Genomic DNA, 15,491 nt, shown 5'->3' with positions numbered 1-15,491 from the left:
TTCGATACTGATGGCACAATCGGGCAATGCCCGCGACGCACGTGCTCGTTCCCGTCAAGGCCCTCGGCCTGGCGAAGTCGCGGCTCTCGCACGTCCTCGACCCGGCAGCACGGGAATCACTGGTGCTTGCGATGCTGCAGGACACCGTGACGGCGGCGCTGTCCGCCGGAGACGTGACGGTCACCGTCGTCACCGCCGACGAGCGGGTCGCGGCCGCGGCGCTGGACTGCGGCGCGGACGTCCTCCCCGATCCGGTGCGTCCCGACTCCCCCGACCCACTGAACTCCGCACTGCTCGCAGCGGCCCGCCGGGCGCGGGAGCACGCACCCGGCGCCGAACTCGTGGCGTTGCAGGCCGACCTTCCGTCCCTGCGGCCCGAGGATTTCGTGCTCGCACGCGAGACTGCGCGGCGGACCGGAACGGCCGTGGTCGTCGACCACACGGCGAGCGGTACGACGGCATTGCTGCACTGCGTGAGCGGCACCCTGCCGCCACTGTCGTTCGGTCCGGGATCGGCCGGTCGCCACATCGATGCCGGTGCGTACCCGGTACCGGACGCCCTCCCCGGACTGCGACTCGATGTGGACACACCGGACGATCTTGCCGCCGCACTGCAACTCGGCGTCGGACCGGCCACCGCGGCCGTGCTCGACACGGTCGAGTTCCCCCTGTGCCACCCGTGCGACAGCGCTGCAGGGAGCCGTCGCTCTGCAACAATGGACTCGTGACCAACGGCGATTCCCCCGATCCCACGAGTTCCGAGCACGCGGCACCATCCGGTGCCGCACGACCCGCCGGTCGCGTAGCGACCGCCACCAGCGCCCCTCCGGCCGCGACGGGACTGCAGTCGAGGACCGATCACGACAACACGCTTCCCGTCGACCGCTATCTCAACCGCGAACAGAGCTGGCTCGATTTCAACGCCCGCGTTCTCGCGCTCGCGGAGGACACCTCGCAGCCGTTGCTCGAACGCGCCAAGTTCCTCGCGATCTTCGCGTCGAATCTCGACGAGTTCTACATGGTGCGGGTCGCCGGGCTGAAACGTCGCGCCGAGACGGGGTTGTCGGTCCGGTCCGCGGACGGACTGACCCCGCGCGCCCAGCTCGCGCTCATCGCGTCGAGCACGCGCGAACTCGCCGGTCGCCAGGCGCAGGTCTTCCTCGACTCGGTCATGCCCGCCCTGGCGGCCGAAGGCATCTCGATCATCCGATGGGCGGATCTGACGGAGGACGAACGCCGACGACTGACACAGTATTTCGCCGACCAGGTCTTCCCGGTCCTGACGCCGCTCGCGGTCGATCCCGCACACCCCTTCCCGTACATCAGCGGCCTGTCCCTGAACCTCGCTGTCACGGTCAAGGATTCGCAGTCGTCCGGTGAACACTTCGCGCGCGTGAAGGTGCCCGACAACGTCGATCGGTTCGTCCGGGTCGATCGCGCGGGTTCGTCGCACGGACTGCCGGCCTTCCTCCCGCTCGAGGAGCTGATCGCCGCCCATCTCGACGTGTTGTTCCCGGGCATGGAGATCGTCGAGCACCACGCATTCCGCGTCACCCGCAACGCCGACTTCGAGGTCGAGGAGGACCGCGACGAGGATCTCCTTCAAGCCCTCGAACGCGAACTCGCCCGGCGGCGCTTCGGATCTCCCGTGCGGCTCGAGGTGTCGGACGACATGACCGAGCACATGCTCGACCTCCTGTTGCGCGAACTCGACGTCGATCGGGTGGACGTCGTCCAGTTGCCCGGGCTGCTCGATCTGTCGTCGCTGTGGCAGGTGCACGCCGTCGACCGACCGGATCTGAAGGACGCCCCCTTCGTGCCGGCGACCCATCCCGCCTTCGGCGAGCGAGAGACACCGAAGAGCGTGTTCTCCACCCTGCGCGAGGGCGACATCCTCGTCCACCACCCGTACGACTCGTTCTCCACGAGCGTGCAACGGTTCATCGAGCAGGCCGCCGCCGACAGCCAGGTCCTCGCGATCAAGCAGACGCTGTACCGGACGTCGGGCGACTCCCCCATCGTCAACGCCCTGATCGCCGCTGCCGAAGCGGGCAAGCAGGTCGTCGCGCTCGTGGAGATCAAGGCACGCTTCGACGAGCAGGCCAACATCAAGTGGGCGCGCAAGCTCGAACAGGCCGGTGTCCACGTCGTATACGGACTCGTAGGTCTGAAGACACACTGCAAGACCTGTCTGGTCGTGCGGCGCGAGGGTTCGACGATCCGCCGCTACTGCCACATCGGCACCGGCAACTACAACCCGAAGACCGCTCGTCTCTACGAGGACGTCGGCCTGCTCACGTCGTCACCCGAGATCGGCGCCGACCTCACCGACCTGTTCAACACCCTCACCGGGTACTCCCGGAAGGCGCAGTACCGCAATCTGCTCGTCGCACCGCACGGAGTCCGCAAGGGCATCATCGAACGCGTCGAGCGTGAGATCGAGCACCACGCGGCCGGTCGCCCCAGCGGGATCCGGCTCAAGGCCAACGCCCTCGTCGACGAGCAGGTGATCGACGCGCTCTACCGCGCGTCGCGGGCGGGGGTGCGGACCGAGGTGGTCGTGCGCGGGATCTGTGCCCTCAAGCCGGGCGTGCCCGGCCTGAGCGAGAACATCACGGTGCGCTCGATTCTGGGGCGGTTCCTCGAACATTCGCGGTTGTTCCATTTCCGGGGCAGCGACGAGTACTGGATCGGTAGCGCCGACATGATGCACCGGAACCTCGACCGTCGCGTCGAGGTGATGGTGCAGGTGAAGAACACCCGGCTCGCAGCGCAGCTGGACGGCATCTTCGATTCCGCGCTCGACCCGGCCACCCGCTGCTGGATTCTCGAGGGCGACGGCACCTGGACGGCGTCCCCCGAGCCGGGAACCGCTGCCCGCGACCACCAGGTCGAACTCATGCGTAGTCGTGCGTCCTGAGGTGGAGGGAACGTTGACCGAATCACGCGACAAGCCCGTGAAGGCCAACATCTTCGCGGCGGGCGCGGTCCTGTGGCGTCCTGTCGACGAGAACGCTCCGGACGATGTGCAGGTCGCGCTCGTGCATCGCCCGCGCTACAACGACTGGTCCTTTCCGAAGGGCAAGCTCGACGCGGGAGAGACGGCCGTGGTTGCCGCGGTGCGGGAGATCGAGGAGGAGACCGGATTCCGCTCCGCGCTCGGCAGTAGTCTCGGGAAGGTCGTCTACCCCGTTCCGGGTCACCGCAAGCTCAAGCGGGTGGACTACTGGGCTGCGCGGTGCCTCGACGGGCAGTTCGCGCCCAATGACGAGGTTGACGAATTGCGTTGGGTGTCCCCCGAAGAGGCATTCGACCTGTTGTCCTATCCGATGGACCGCAGCGTCCTGCGCCGGTTCCGCCGGGTGCCGTTGGACACGACCACGGCGCTGATCGTGCGGCACGCCAAGGCCGGAAGTCGGAAGAAGTACAAGGGCGACGACCGTTACCGGCCCCTCGATGCGTCCGGACGGGCGCAGGCCGAGGCTCTCGTTCCGCAGTTGACGGCATTCGGCGGCGACAGCGTGGTGTCCGCCGACCGCACCCGGTGCATCGCCACGGTCGAACCCTTCGCCTCCCGGCACGGACTCGAGATCGCGATCGAGCCGTCCCTGTCGGAGGAGGAGTACCGCGCCGATCCGGACCGCGGCCGCAAGCGGGCGCTGGAGATCGCGTCCGGTCCCGGCACTCCCGTGATCTGCAGTCAGGGCAAGGTGATCCCGCCGCTGCTGGAGTGGTGGGCCGAGCGCGACGGTCTCGCGCTGCCTCCGGCGCGGAACCGGAAGGCGAGCATGTGGGTGTTGTCGCTGCGCGGCGATCGTCTCGTCGCAGCCGACCACCTCGACAGCCCTCTTCCCACGGGCCGTCCACCGGCGGACGACGAGAGCATCTGACCGAGTACACACGACGGCGGCCACCGGATGTCTGGTGGCCGCCGTCGTCTCACCTGTGCGGCTCGCACGTGTGCGAGCCGCATCGCGGGTGGGTGTTACTTCTTGGTGCTCTTGCGGGCCGTGGTCTTCTTGGCCGGGCTCTTCTTGGCCGCGGTCTTCTTGGCCGCGGTCGACTTGGTGGCGGTGGTCTTCTTCGCCGGAGTCGACTTGGCCGCCGTGGTCTTCTTCGCCGCGGTGGTCTTCTTCGCCGCGGTCGACTTGGTGGCGGTGGTCTTCTTCGCCGGAGTCGACTTGGCCGCCGTGGTCTTCTTCGCCGCGGTGGTCTTCTTCGCCGGAGTCGACTTGGTGGCGGTGGTCTTCTTCGCCGCCGTGGTCTTCTTCGCTGCGGTGGTCTTCTTCGCCGCGGTCGACTTGGTCGCCGTGGTCTTCTTCGCCGCCGTGGTCTTCTTCGCCGCCTTCTTCGCTGCCGCGGTCTTCTTGGCCGCTGCAGCTGCACCGCGCTTCACGGCCGGACCCGAAGCCGGGAGCTTCTGGGTGCCCGCGATGATGTTCTTGAAGGACTGGCCGGGACGGAAGGCCGGCACCGAGGTCGGCTTGACCTTGACCGTCTCACCCGTGCGCGGGTTCCGCGCGACACGCGCGGCCCGACGACGCTTCTCGAAGACACCGAATCCGGTGATGGTGACGCTCTTACCGTCGTGCACGGCGCGAACGATCGCGTCCACGATGTGCTCGACGGCCGCGGTGGCGGTGCGCCTGTCCGAACCGAGTTTCTCGGTCAGAACGTCGATCAGTTCTGCCTTGTTCATTGATTTCCTCCGCACATACACGGTCCACCGTCAGACCGACTCCAGTCCACGGTAGACCCGCAAACGGGCAAGAGTCTATGTGCCACGCGGATTCTCATGCAAATAACCTCCGGGCCCGGCCCGACGGGAGCGTCGGACCGGACCCGGAGAAGGCGCGTTCGGGGGTGTTTTCAGGGCGCCGGAAGGGTACTCGGTTTCCATGACGGCCTTGACTTTTCGTACTCGGAAATCGCGTCTACCTGGCGCAATGTCAATCCGATGTCGTCGAGACCCTCCAGCAGACGCCACCGCGTGTAGTCGTCAATGGTGAACGGCACCACGGTGGTTCCGGCGGTCACCGTCCGGTTCTCGAGATCCACTTCCAGTTCGAGTCCGGGCTGCTGCTCGATGAGCTTCCACAGCAGTTCGACGTCGTCCTGCGAGACCTGAGCGGCGAGCAGACCGGCCTTTCCGGCGTTGCCCCGGAAGATGTCGGCGAAGCGGGACGAGATCACGACCCGGAATCCGTAATCCGACAACGCCCACACGGCATGCTCACGCGAGGAGCCGGTGCCGAAATCCGGTCCGGCGACGAGAACGCTGCCGCGGTCGAAGGGCGGGGTGTTGAGGACGAAGGACGGGTCGTTGCGCCATGCGGCGAACAGACCGTCCTCGAATCCCGTACGGGTGACGCGCTTCAGGTACACGGCCGGGATGATCTGATCCGTGTCGACATTGGAGCGGCGCAGCGGGACGCCGATGCCCCTGTGGGTGGTGAAGGCTTCCATGGAAAATTCTCCTCGTCGGTCCTGTGGTCTAGTCCAGATCCGCCGGCGCGGAAAGCGTTCCCCGCACCGCGGTTGCGGCGGCCACGGCCGGCGAGACGAGATGCGTCCGTCCGCCCTTGCCCTGCCGTCCTTCGAAATTCCGGTTCGAGGTCGACGCGGAACGCTCGCCCGGCGCCAACTGGTCGGGGTTCATGCCCAGGCACATCGAGCACCCGGCCTGACGCCACTCGGCCCCTGCGGCGGTGAAGATCTCGCCGAGACCCTCCTCCTCCGCCTGCGCGCGCACCCGCATCGAACCCGGCACGACGAGCATCCGGACGCCGTCGGCGACCTTGCGGCCCTGCAGGACATCCGCCACGGCACGCAGATCCTCGATGCGGCCGTTGGTGCACGAGCCGACGAAGACGGTGTCGATCTTCACGTCGCGCAGCGGCATGCCCGGTTCGAGATCCATGTAGCGCAACGCCTTTTCCGCTGCAGACCGCTCGGTTTCGTCGGCGATCTCCTCGGGTACCGGAACGCTGGACCCGAGCGCAGCGCCCTGGCCCGGGTTGGTGCCCCACGTGACGAAGGGGGTCAGAGCGCTGCCGTCGATGTGGACCTCGGCGTCGAAAACCGCGTCGTCGTCGGTCTTCAGCTGCTCCCACGCCTCCACGGCAGCATCCCAGTCGGCGCCCTTCGGGGCGTGCGGGCGGCCCTTGATGAACTCGTAGGTGGTCTCGTCGGGGGCGATCATGCCGGCGCGGGCGCCCGCCTCGATCGACATGTTGCAGATGGTCATCCGCGCTTCCATCGACAGTGCGCGGATCGCCTCGCCGCGGTACTCGAGGACGTAGCCCTGTCCGCCGCCGGTGCCGATCTTCGCGATGATCGCGAGGATGAGGTCCTTGCTCGTCACTCCCGGCGCGAGGGTGCCGCCGACGTTGATGGCCATCGTCTTGAACGGCCGCAGCGACAACGTCTGTGTCGCCATGACGTGTTCGACCTCACTGGTGCCGATGCCCATCGCCAGTGCGCCGAAGGCGCCGTGGGTGGAGGTGTGGCTGTCGCCGCACACCACCGTCATGCCGGGCTGCGTGAGACCGAGCTGCGGGCCGACCACGTGGACGATGCCCTGATCGAGGTCGCCCATGGGGTGCAGACGGACACCGAACTCCTCGCAGTTGCGGCGCAGGGTCTCGACCTGTGTGCGCGAGACCGGGTCGGCGATCGGCTTGTCGATGTCCACCGTGGGGACGTTGTGGTCCTCGGTGGCGATCGTGAGGTCGGGACGCCGCAGCGGGCGTCCTGCCAGCCGCAGACCGTCGAAGGCCTGCGGGCTGGTCACCTCGTGTACGAGATGCAGGTCGATGTAGATCAGGTCCGGCTGTCGCGCCGATCCCTCTCCTTCACCGCGCACGACCACGTGCTGGTCCCACACCTTTTCCGCCAGAGTCTTTCCAGCCATCTTCTCCACCTTGTCGTACGTGACGAACGCGGGATCCCGGGGGCTGTCCGGCCGCGTATGGCGTCGTCCCCACCGTTCTCGGCATGCGATATGCTTCCCATTATGCGAGACGGAGGTATCGACCTATGAGACAGCATAGCGGGATCGGAGTGCTGGACAAAGCGATGACAGTCCTCCATGCAGTTGCCGAACAGCCGTGCAACCTCAACGAGTTGTGCGCGCGGACCGGCCTGCCCCGTGCCACGGCGCACCGTCTCGCCGTGGGTCTCGAGGTCCACCGCCTCCTCATGCGCGACAGCGACGGACAGTGGCGTCCCGGCCCCGGACTGGCCGAATTGTCCGCGGGCGCAGGCGACACGCTCGTCGAGGCCGCCTCGCTCGTCCTCCCCCGTCTGCGCGAGATCACCGGCGAGAGCGTGCAGTTGTACCGCCGCGAGGGCACCCAGCGGGTCTGCGTCGCCGCTCTCGAACCGCCGACCGGTCTGCGCGACTCGGTCCTCGTCGGCGCACGCCTTCCGATGACGGCCGGCTCCGGCGCGAAAGTTCTGCTCGCCTGGGCCGATACGGCGACCCAGCGCGCCATCCTCCCCGACGCGGCCTTCGGTGAACGCGTGCTCGTCGAGGTCCGCCGCCGCGGCTGGGCGCAGAGCGCCGCCGAACGCGAACCCGGTGTGGCGTCGGTCGCCGCACCCGTACGCGACAGCAGCGGTGGCGTGATCGCCGCGATCTCCGTATCGGGCCCCATCGACCGCATGGGCCGCCGACCGGGCGCCCGCTGGGCCGCCGACCTCCTCGCCGCCGCAGAAGCGCTCCAGAAGCGTCTCTGAGGCCGACCGCATGCCCGTGTCCCTCCCGGGTGGAGCCCAGGAGGGACACGGGCGGGGCGGGAGGAAGACAGCCGTGCGGCCCCACGCTCTGCCAGAGTGCTTCGCATGGGAACCAACCGCCGCGCAGGCATCACGATGACGGAGTCGGAGATCGACGAGTTCCTCCACCGCAGCCGGGTCGCGAACCTGGCGACCCTCGGACCGACGGGCACCCCGCACCTCGTCGCCATGTGGTACGCGGTGCTCGACGGGGAGATCTGGTTCGAGACGAAGGCGAAATCGCAGAAGGTCGTCAACCTCCGGCGCGACGATCGCGTGACCGTCCTCGTCGAGGCCGGCGACACCTACGACCAGTTGCGTGGCGTCTCGATCGAGGGGCGGGCGGAGATCGTGGACGACCACGACCGCCTGTTCGAGGTCTGCCGCGACGTATGGGAGCGGTACACCGCCCCGTACACGGAGGAGGCGCGCCCCGCGGTGGAGCAGATGATGCACAAACGGGTGGCCGTCCGTGTGGTGCCCGCGCGGGTGCGTTCGTGGGATCACTGCAAGCTCGGGATGCCTGCCATGGAGATCGGCGGCACGACGGCCGCCTATCTTCCGTCCGCCGCGCACTGACCGCCCATACGCGAAAGGCTCTCCGATCGATGATCGGAGAGCCTTCGTGGTTGTACCCCCGATGGGATTCGAACCCACGCTACCGCCGTGAGAGGGCGGCGTCCTAGGCCGCTAGACGACGGGGGCCTGGAACTTTCCGAGGAATCGACGAGCCGACGCCTCCGAGAGAAGAACACCCACCGACCCGGAGATCGGTGGGTAGTCCGTTGTACCCCCGATGGGATTCGAACCCACGCTACCGCCGTGAGAGGGCGGCGTCCTAGGCCGCTAGACGACGGGGGCCTATGGAACTTCTTCTCTTCGCTTCCCGAAGGAAGCTCAGCCAGCATAGCTGGCTGAGACGTTGCGGGCAAACCGCCGCGTCTCAGCTGGGGTACCAGGACTCGAACCTAGAATGGCTGAACCAGAATCAGCTGTGTTGCCAATTACACCATACCCCAATGGTTTGTTCCTTCGGCCTGCCCTGCGGGCGTTGTGGCCTCCGTTCCGAACCGAGAAGAAGATTAGCACCAACCCCGCCACCAACTACAAATCGGCTGGTCAGAGGAGTGCAATCGAGCTCAGGACGAACTCGGTGGCATGAAATCGAGCCCGGAACGAGTTCGGCCCGTCGCCGGCGGGTGCCGACGACGGGCCGAGAGCGACCATGCAGGGGTCAGGCGATGCGCGCCCGCCCGGCACGCAGTCGTGCAAGGGTGCGCTCACGGCCGAGCAGTTCCATCGACTCGTAGAGCGGCGGGCTGACGTGCGAGCCCGTCACCGCGACCCGCACGGGAGCGAAGGCCTTCCTCGGCTTCAGTTCGAGCCCCTCGATCAGTGCGCTCTTGAGCGCCTCCTCGATCGCCGGCGTGGTCCACTCGGTCAGGCCCTCGAGGGCGGCGACGGAGGCGTCGAGCACGGGCGCGGCATCCTCCTTGAGATTCTTCGCCGCGGAGACCTCGTCGAGCGTGAAGTCGGCGTCGTCGACGAACAGGAACTTCAGCAGGTCCCACGCGTCCCCGAGAACGACGATACGGGTCTGTACGAGGTCGGCGGCCGTCCGGAAGAGCGCGTCGTCGACGTCGGCCCCGATCCGGCCGTGCTCGACGAGGTACGCCTTCAGCCGGATCGCGAACTCCTCCGGCTCGAGCAGGCGGATGTGCTCGGCGTTGATGGCGTCGGCCTTCTTCTGGTCGAACCGGGCGGGGTTCGAGTTGACCTTGGAGATCTCGAAGGCCGCGACCATCTCGTCGAGGGAGAACACGTCGCGGTCGTCGGCGAGACCCCAGCCGAGCAGAGCGAGGTAGTTGAGCAGGCCCTCGGGGATGAACCCGCGATCGCGGTGCAGGAAGAGGTTGGACTCCGGGTCGCGCTTGGAGAGCTTCTTGTTGCCCTGCCCCATCACGAACGGCAGGTGGCCGAACTCGGGCGTGAAATCGGTGACGCCGATGCGCTGCAGCGCCGCGTACAGCGCAAGCTGACGCGGGGTGGACGACAGCAGGTCCTCGCCGCGCAGGACGTGTGTGATCTTCATCAGCGCGTCGTCGACGGGATTGACGAGCGTGTAGAGCGGGATGCCGTTGCCGCGGGTCAGCGCGAAGTCGGGCACCGAGCCCGCCTTGAAAGTGGTCTCGCCGCGGACCAGGTCGTTCCACGTGAGGTCCTCTTCGGGCATGCGCAGTCGCACGACCGGCTTGCGCCCCTCGTCGAGGAATGCCTGCCGCTGCTCCGGGGTGAGGTCGCGGTCGAAGTTGTCGTAGCCGAGCTTCGGGTCGCGGCCGGCGGCCTTGTGCCGCTCCTCGACCTCTTCCGGCGTCGAGAACGACTCGTAGGCCTCACCGGAGTCGACGAGCTTCTGCACGATCTCGAGGTGAAGGTCGCGTCGCTGCGACTGCCGGTACGGCTCGTACGGTCCGCCGACCTCCGGACCCTCGTCCCATTCGAGACCAAGCCACCGGAGGGCGTCGAGGATCGCCTGGTACGACTCCTCGGTGTCGCGTGCGGCGTCGGTGTCTTCGATGCGGAACACGAAGGTGCCGCCGTGATGACGCGCGAAAGCCCAATTGAACAGGGCGGTGCGCACCAGACCCACATGCGGGGTTCCGGTCGGTGACGGGCAGAAACGTACGCGTACTTCGCTGGTGGTCATGACTCGCTCAGGGTTGAGGATCGACGGGAGACCTTCCCAGGCTATCCGCCCCGCAGCGAGCTCCGGTCAGGATCCCTTGGCGACGACCGGATTCGTGAGCGTTCCGATGCCCTCGACGGTGATCGAGACTGTGTTGCCCGGCTCGATCGGTCCGACACCTTCGGGAGTGCCGGTGAGGATGACGTCGCCCGGCAGCAGGGTCATGACACCGGAGATCCATTCGATGAGCTTCGGGATGTCGTGCACCATCTTCGAGGTGCGGCTGCGTTGGCGGATCTGCCCGTCGACCTCCGCCGAGATCTCGAGATCGGAAGGGTCGATGTCGGTTTCGATCCACGGACCGAGCGGGCAGAAGGTGTCGTGGCCCTTGGCTCGGCCCCACTGGCCGTCCTTGCGCTGATGGTCGCGCGCGGAAACGTCGTTGGCGATCGTGTAGCCGAGGATCGCCTCCCGGGCCTTCGCGGCGGGGACGTCCTTGCAGGGACGCCCGATGACCACGGCGAGTTCGGCCTCGTGATGGACGAGCGAGGTGGTGGGCGGAATCACGATGGGCGCGCCCGGGCCCACGATCGACGTGTTGGGCTTGAGGAAGATCATCGGCTCGTCGGGGACCTCGTTGCCCGACTCGGCGGCGTGGGCGGCGTAGTTGCGACCGACCGCGATCACCTTGGTGGCGAGGATCGGGGCGAGAATCCGCACGTCGGCGAGGGGCCAGCTCCGGCCCGTGAAGGTGGGGTTCCCGAAAGGATGCTCGGCGATCTCCTTCGCCGTCGCGGACTTCCCCTCCCCTTCGATGCTCACGAACGCGACACCATCCGGGCTGGCAATTCGACCAAGGCGCATGTCCGGAGTCTAACGGTGCGCGCACACTGCGATCGACGCCCGGGTGCCGCGGGTATAGAGTCCGACCAAGATTTCATATAACGGTACGACTTTCTCGGATAGTGGGACTCATGGACACTCCGGACATCGGTCGGCGCCGATGGCTGATCCTGGCCCTCGGCGTCCTCGCCCAGGCCTCCCAGGCCACCGTCATCAACGGCGTCGCCTTCCTCATCCCAATCCTGAACCAGGAGGGTGGCTTCACCCTCGCCCAGGCCGGAACCCTCGCCGGCGCACCGATCCTCGGCGGCGTGTTCACGCTCGTCGTGTGGGGCGCGATCGCCGACCGGTTCGGCGAACGTCTCGCGCTGGCCGCCGGACTCGGGATCGCGGCCGTCTCGATGGGACTCGCGAGCGCGACCACCTCACTGGACCTGTCCCGCACCACCTCCGCAGCACTGCTCGGCCTATTGCTGATGTGTGCGGGAGCCGGCGCCGTGAGCGCCAATTCGGCGAGCGGTCGCGTGGTGGTCGGATGGTTCCCGCCGCACCAGCGCGGCCTCGCGATGGGCATCCGGCAGATGTCGGTGCCGCTGGGTGTCGCCGCGGGCGCACTCGTCATCCCCACTCTCGCGGGCGACCACGGGATCGCCTGGGCGCTCTCGTTTCCCATGCTCGCGTGCGGGCTCGCAGCCGTCGTCTGCGCGGTCGGCGTGGTGGATCCGCCCCGACCCGGACGGGTGGAGGCCGAGCGCGCAGGCGTGCTCGGCAATCCCTACCGGAGTTCCATGTCCCTCACGCGGATCCATCTCGCGTCGATCCTGCTCGTCGTTCCGCAGTACGTCGTGTGGACCTACGCCCTGGTCTGGCTCATCGCCGACCGCGGCTGGGACGAGGTCGGCGCCGGTCTCGTCATCACCGCCGCCCAGATCCTCGGCGCCCTCGGACGTGTCGTCACCGGGGCCTGGTCCGATCGGGTGGGCAGCAGGCTGGGACCGATGCGCCTCGTCGCCGCATCGGTCGTCGTGTCGATGGTCGCGCTCTCCGTCACGGCGTGGACGGATTCGGCGATCGCGGTGGGCGTCCTGCTCGTCGCGTCGATCCTGACCTCGGCGCCGAACGGGTTGGCATTCACTGCCGTCGCGGAGATCGCCGGCCCGTTCTGGGGCGGCCGCGCACTCGGGATCCAGAACACCGGGCAGTTCGTGTTCGCCGCGGCCGTCGGACCGGTCTTCGGTGGGCTCATCGCCGCGGTCGGATTCCCCGCGGCCTTCGCCCTGGCCGCCATCGCTCCCGCAGCGGCGGTCCCGGTGATACCGAAGGACTGATACGCGAAACGCGCGTGGCGCCGGACGGGACGTACCCGCCGGCGCCACGCGCGTTTGTGCCGAAGAACTCGGTGCCCGGAGAGAATCCGCGCTCAGAGATCAAAGAGAAGCAGCGATCCGATCGCCGATCTCGGTGGTCACGATCGGACCGGTGCCACGATTCGCGAGGTCGGCCTCGACGGCCCGCTCGACGCGTGCAGCATCCTCCTCGCGCCCGAGATGGCGCAGCAGCAAGGCGGTGGACAGGATCGCCGCGGTGGGATCGGCGATGCCCTTGCCGGCGATGTCCGGTGCCGAGCCGTGGACCGGTTCGAACATCGACGGGTTGGTGCCCGAGGCGTCGATGTTGCCGCTCGCGGCAAGGCCGATACCGCCGGTTACGGCGCCGGCGAGGTCGGTGATGATGTCGCCGAACAGGTTGTCGGTGACGATGACGTCGAAGCGCGACGGGTCGTCGACCATGTAGATGGTCGCGGCGTCGATGTGACAGTAGGCCGTGGTGACCTCAGGGAACTCCTTGCCGACGGTCTCGACGGCGCGGGTCCAGATGGCGCCGGCGTTCGACAGCACGTTCGTCTTGTGGATGAGCGTGACGTGCTTGCGGCGGGTCTGCGCGAGCTCGAAGGCGTAGCGGACCACGCGCTCGGCTCCGAACCAGGTGTTCACCGAGACCTCGGTGGCGATCTCGTGCGGGGTGCCGACGCGGATCGCTCCCCCGTTGCCGGTGTACGGGCCCTCGGTGCCCTCTCGGACGACGACGAAGTCGATCTCGTGGTCGGCGGCGAGCGGCGACTTCGAACCCGGGTACAGGCGCGACGGCCGCAGGTTGACGTGGTGGTCGAGTGCGAACCGCATGTTCAGGAGGAGACCGCGTTCGAGGATGCCCGGCGTGACCGACGGATCGCCGATGGCACCGAGGAGGATCGCGTCGTGCTCGCGGATCGCGGCGAGATCGGCATCGGGCAGGAGTTCGCCGGTCGCGTTGTACCGGCGGGCACCGAGGTCGTACTCGGTCGTCTCGAGATCCGGGACGAGGGCGCGGAGCACCTTGAGAGCTTCCGCCGTGACCTCGACACCGATGCCGTCACCGGGGATGACCGCAAGTTTCATGAGCACTACTCACTTCCTGTGCGACGGTGGCCGCGACCGTGCAGACGGTCGCGGCCACCGGATGATGGAGAACCGAAGGATCAGGACAGGTCGACCTGGGCGACGCGCGCGTCGAGCGCCTCGGTGATCTGTCCGACCTCGGCGTCGCCGACGACGCGGTCGACACGGAGGATCACGGTGGCGCCGGGGCCCTCCGCGTCCTGGCTCAGCGCCGCGGCCTGGATGTCGATGCTCGCGTTGCCGAGCACGGTGCCCAGCGTTCCGAGGACACCCGGACGGTCCTGGTAGTGGACGATCAGGTTGTGGCCCTCGGCGCGGAGGTCGAAGCTGCGGCTGTTGATGTTGACGATCTTCTCGACCTGCTGCAGACCGGTGAGCGCACCCGCGACGGACGTGACGTGTCCGTCCGGCGCCACGGCGCGGACCTCGACGGCGCTGCGGTGCGTGGTGGCCTCGCTGACCTTCTCGACCTCGACCGTCACGCCGCGCTGCTCCGCGAGCTTGGGGGCGTTGACGAAGGTGACGGGCTCGTCGCTGCTCGCCGAGAACAGGCCGCGGAGGGCGGCCAGGCCGAGAATGTCGGTGTTCTCGGCCGAGAGCTCACCGCTGACGACGACCTGCACGTTCTGCACGGCCTCGGGCGAGAGGGTGCCGGCGAGCAGACCGAGCTTGCGAACGAGCTCGAGCCACGGCGCGACCTCCTCGCCCACGGGGCCACCGGAGACGTTGACGGCATCGGGCACGAACTCGCCCGCGAGGGCGAGCAGCACGCTCTTGGCAACGTCGGTACCGGCGCGGTCCTGGGCCTCGGCGGTGGATGCACCGAGGTGCGGGGTGACGACGACGTTGTCGAGGTCGAACAGCTTCGAATCGGTGCACGGCTCGGTCTCGAAGACGTCGAGGCCGGCAGCGCGGACCTTGCCTTCGACGAGCGCGTCGTACAGCGCGTCCTCGTCGATCAGGCCACCGCGGGCGGCGTTGACGATGATGACGCCGTCCTTGGCCTTGGACAGACGCTCGGCGTTGATCAGGCCGGCGGTCTCCTTGGTCTTGGGCAGGTGCACCGAGATGAAGTCGGCGCGGGCGACCAGCTCGTCGATGTCGACGAGCTCGATGCCGAGCTGTGCGGCGCGGGCGGCCGGCAAGTAGGGGTCGTACGCGATGACGTGGGTTTCGAACGCCGCGAGACGCTGGGCGAACAGCTGGCCGATGCGGCCGAGGCCGACGACGCCGACCGTCTTGCCGAGGATTTCGGTGCCGTTGAAGCTCGACCGCTTCCAGGTGCGCTCACGCAGGGTGCGGTCGGCGGCGGGGACCTGCCGCGCCGCGGACATGAGGAGCGCGACCGCGTGCTCGGCGGCGGAGTGGATGTTGGAGGTGGGCGCGTTGACGACCATCACACCGCGCTCGGTGGCAGCAGCGATGTCGACGTTGTCGAGGCCGACACCGGCGCGACCGACGATCTTGAGGTTGGGCGCCGCAGCGAGCACCTCGGCGTCGACGGTGGTCGCGGAGCGGACCAGCAGCGCCTGGGCCTCGGGCACGGCCGCGAGCAGGGCGGGGCGGTCGGGGCCGTCGACCCAGCGCACCTCGACACCGTCACCGAGCGCATCGACGGTCGACTGCGCAAGCTTGTCGGCGATCAGGACTACTGGACGGCCATTCTGGCTCACGTGCGGACTCCCTGTGTCGTGAATGTGTGAGTGGTCGACGGCGCTCGCGCCCGACAGCATGCGTGGGCACCC

The 15,491-nt window shown here is 68.0% G+C and carries 13 protein-coding genes and 3 tRNA genes; 6 read left to right on the top strand and 10 right to left on the bottom strand.

Translation table 11 applies throughout. From position 1 onward, the window contains the following. Positions 1-26: 26 nt before the first annotated feature. Genes cofC through ACQR3U_RS08520 form a run of 3 tightly spaced genes read left to right on the top strand, consistent with a single transcriptional unit; the run spans position 27 to position 3,890 of the window. On the top strand, positions 27-728 hold the full coding sequence (gene cofC, locus ACQR3U_RS08530; protein ID WP_230810332.1) for a 2-phospho-L-lactate guanylyltransferase: 702 nt from the start codon (positions 27-29) through the stop codon (positions 726-728). Then, positions 725-2,920 (top strand): RNA degradosome polyphosphate kinase, encoded by a 2,196-nt coding sequence (locus ACQR3U_RS08525; protein ID WP_230810331.1) that lies wholly within the window; start codon positions 725-727, stop codon positions 2,918-2,920. The genes cofC and ACQR3U_RS08525 overlap by 4 nt, the downstream gene beginning before the upstream one ends. 13 nt (positions 2,921-2,933) lie before the next feature. Further along, positions 2,934-3,890, top strand: a complete 957-nt coding sequence (locus tag ACQR3U_RS08520; RefSeq protein ID WP_019288374.1) for an NUDIX hydrolase — start codon at positions 2,934-2,936, stop codon at positions 3,888-3,890. A 95-nt stretch (positions 3,891-3,985) separates the two neighbouring features. Here the strand turns inward: ACQR3U_RS08520 and ACQR3U_RS08515 are convergent, their stop codons facing one another. The 3 genes from ACQR3U_RS08515 to leuC form a co-directional block, all read right to left on the bottom strand. Next, the gene (locus tag ACQR3U_RS08515) at positions 3,986-4,699 is read right to left on the bottom strand and encodes an HU family DNA-binding protein (RefSeq protein ID WP_094980302.1); all 714 of its coding nucleotides are present in this window, start codon (positions 4,697-4,699) and stop codon (positions 3,986-3,988) included. A gap of 170 nt (positions 4,700-4,869) precedes the next feature. Beyond that, positions 4,870-5,466: a 3-isopropylmalate dehydratase small subunit gene (leuD, locus tag ACQR3U_RS08510; RefSeq protein ID WP_006554524.1), complete on the bottom strand. Its 597-nt coding sequence runs from the start codon at positions 5,464-5,466 to the stop codon at positions 4,870-4,872. Between the two features lie 28 nt (positions 5,467-5,494). Then, a complete protein-coding gene (leuC, locus tag ACQR3U_RS08505) occupies positions 5,495-6,922 on the bottom strand; it encodes a 3-isopropylmalate dehydratase large subunit (RefSeq protein WP_019288377.1) in 1,428 nt (475 codons plus the stop codon). A gap of 116 nt (positions 6,923-7,038) precedes the next feature. Here leuC and ACQR3U_RS08500 point away from each other — a divergent pair, with 116 nt between their 5' ends. Beyond that, a complete protein-coding gene (locus ACQR3U_RS08500; RefSeq protein ID WP_230810329.1) occupies positions 7,039-7,740 on the top strand; it encodes an IclR family transcriptional regulator in 702 nt (233 codons plus the stop codon). A 105-nt stretch (positions 7,741-7,845) separates the two neighbouring features. Further along, positions 7,846-8,358 carry a pyridoxamine 5'-phosphate oxidase family protein gene (locus ACQR3U_RS08495; protein WP_006554527.1) on the top strand — a complete coding sequence of 171 codons (513 nt, stop codon included), beginning with the start codon at positions 7,846-7,848 and terminating at the stop codon, positions 8,356-8,358. Between the two features lie 53 nt (positions 8,359-8,411). On the opposite strand, the gene ACQR3U_RS08490 is transcribed toward ACQR3U_RS08495, so the two are convergent. The 5 genes from ACQR3U_RS08490 to ACQR3U_RS08470 form a co-directional block, all read right to left on the bottom strand. Then, a tRNA-Glu gene (locus tag ACQR3U_RS08490) sits at positions 8,412-8,484 on the bottom strand. An 83-nt stretch (positions 8,485-8,567) separates the two neighbouring features. Continuing rightward, a tRNA-Glu gene (locus tag ACQR3U_RS08485) sits at positions 8,568-8,640 on the bottom strand. An 86-nt stretch (positions 8,641-8,726) separates the two neighbouring features. Then, positions 8,727-8,798, bottom strand: a tRNA-Gln gene (locus ACQR3U_RS08480). Positions 8,799-9,013: 215 nt separating this feature from the next. Beyond that, a complete protein-coding gene (gene gltX, locus ACQR3U_RS08475) occupies positions 9,014-10,486 on the bottom strand; it encodes a glutamate--tRNA ligase (protein ID WP_121209065.1) in 1,473 nt (490 codons plus the stop codon). A 66-nt stretch (positions 10,487-10,552) separates the two neighbouring features. Then, positions 10,553-11,329 (bottom strand): fumarylacetoacetate hydrolase family protein, encoded by a 777-nt coding sequence (locus ACQR3U_RS08470; RefSeq protein ID WP_006554529.1) that lies wholly within the window; start codon positions 11,327-11,329, stop codon positions 10,553-10,555. A 110-nt stretch (positions 11,330-11,439) separates the two neighbouring features. Between ACQR3U_RS08470 and ACQR3U_RS08465 the strand changes: the two genes are divergently transcribed. Beyond that, on the top strand, positions 11,440-12,636 hold the full coding sequence (locus ACQR3U_RS08465) for an MFS transporter (protein ID WP_006554530.1): 1,197 nt from the start codon (positions 11,440-11,442) through the stop codon (positions 12,634-12,636). Positions 12,637-12,735: 99 nt separating this feature from the next. Here the strand turns inward: ACQR3U_RS08465 and ACQR3U_RS08460 are convergent, their stop codons facing one another. Together ACQR3U_RS08460 and serA are read right to left on the bottom strand one after the other, a co-directional pair. After that, complete coding sequence (locus ACQR3U_RS08460; RefSeq protein ID WP_006554531.1) at positions 12,736-13,746, bottom strand: 3-isopropylmalate dehydrogenase; 1,011 nt, start codon at positions 13,744-13,746, stop codon at positions 12,736-12,738. Positions 13,747-13,826: 80 nt separating this feature from the next. Next, positions 13,827-15,419, bottom strand: a complete 1,593-nt coding sequence (gene serA / locus ACQR3U_RS08455; protein WP_006554532.1) for a phosphoglycerate dehydrogenase — start codon at positions 15,417-15,419, stop codon at positions 13,827-13,829. Positions 15,420-15,491 lie beyond the last annotated feature (72 nt).

Origin of the sequence: Rhodococcus sp. IEGM1339 (assembly GCF_050321925.1) — a bacterium.
Taxonomy (GTDB): Bacteria; Actinomycetota; Actinomycetes; order Mycobacteriales; family Mycobacteriaceae; genus Rhodococcus; species Rhodococcus pyridinivorans.
Note: the sequence above shows the minus strand (reverse complement) of the source record. Positions and strands in the feature narration are given on the sequence as shown.

Bases quoted from the DNA above. Each gene is read 5' to 3' on its own strand.
- cofC (WP_230810332.1), top strand. From the start codon at position 27: ATGCCCGCGACGCACGTGCTCGTTCCCGTCAAGGCCCTCGGCCTGGCG.
- ACQR3U_RS08515 (WP_094980302.1), bottom strand. From the start codon at position 4,699: ATGAACAAGGCAGAACTGATCGACGTTCTGACCGAGAAACTCGGTTCG.
- leuD (WP_006554524.1), bottom strand. From the start codon at position 5,466: ATGGAAGCCTTCACCACCCACAGGGGCATCGGCGTCCCGCTGCGCCGC.
- ACQR3U_RS08500 (WP_230810329.1), top strand. From the start codon at position 7,039: ATGAGACAGCATAGCGGGATCGGAGTGCTGGACAAAGCGATGACAGTC.
- ACQR3U_RS08495 (WP_006554527.1), top strand. From the start codon at position 7,846: ATGGGAACCAACCGCCGCGCAGGCATCACGATGACGGAGTCGGAGATC.
- gltX (WP_121209065.1), bottom strand. From the start codon at position 10,486: ATGACCACCAGCGAAGTACGCGTACGTTTCTGCCCGTCACCGACCGGA.
- ACQR3U_RS08470 (WP_006554529.1), bottom strand. From the start codon at position 11,329: ATGCGCCTTGGTCGAATTGCCAGCCCGGATGGTGTCGCGTTCGTGAGC.
- ACQR3U_RS08465 (WP_006554530.1), top strand. From the start codon at position 11,440: ATGGACACTCCGGACATCGGTCGGCGCCGATGGCTGATCCTGGCCCTC.
- ACQR3U_RS08460 (WP_006554531.1), bottom strand. From the start codon at position 13,746: ATGAAACTTGCGGTCATCCCCGGTGACGGCATCGGTGTCGAGGTCACG.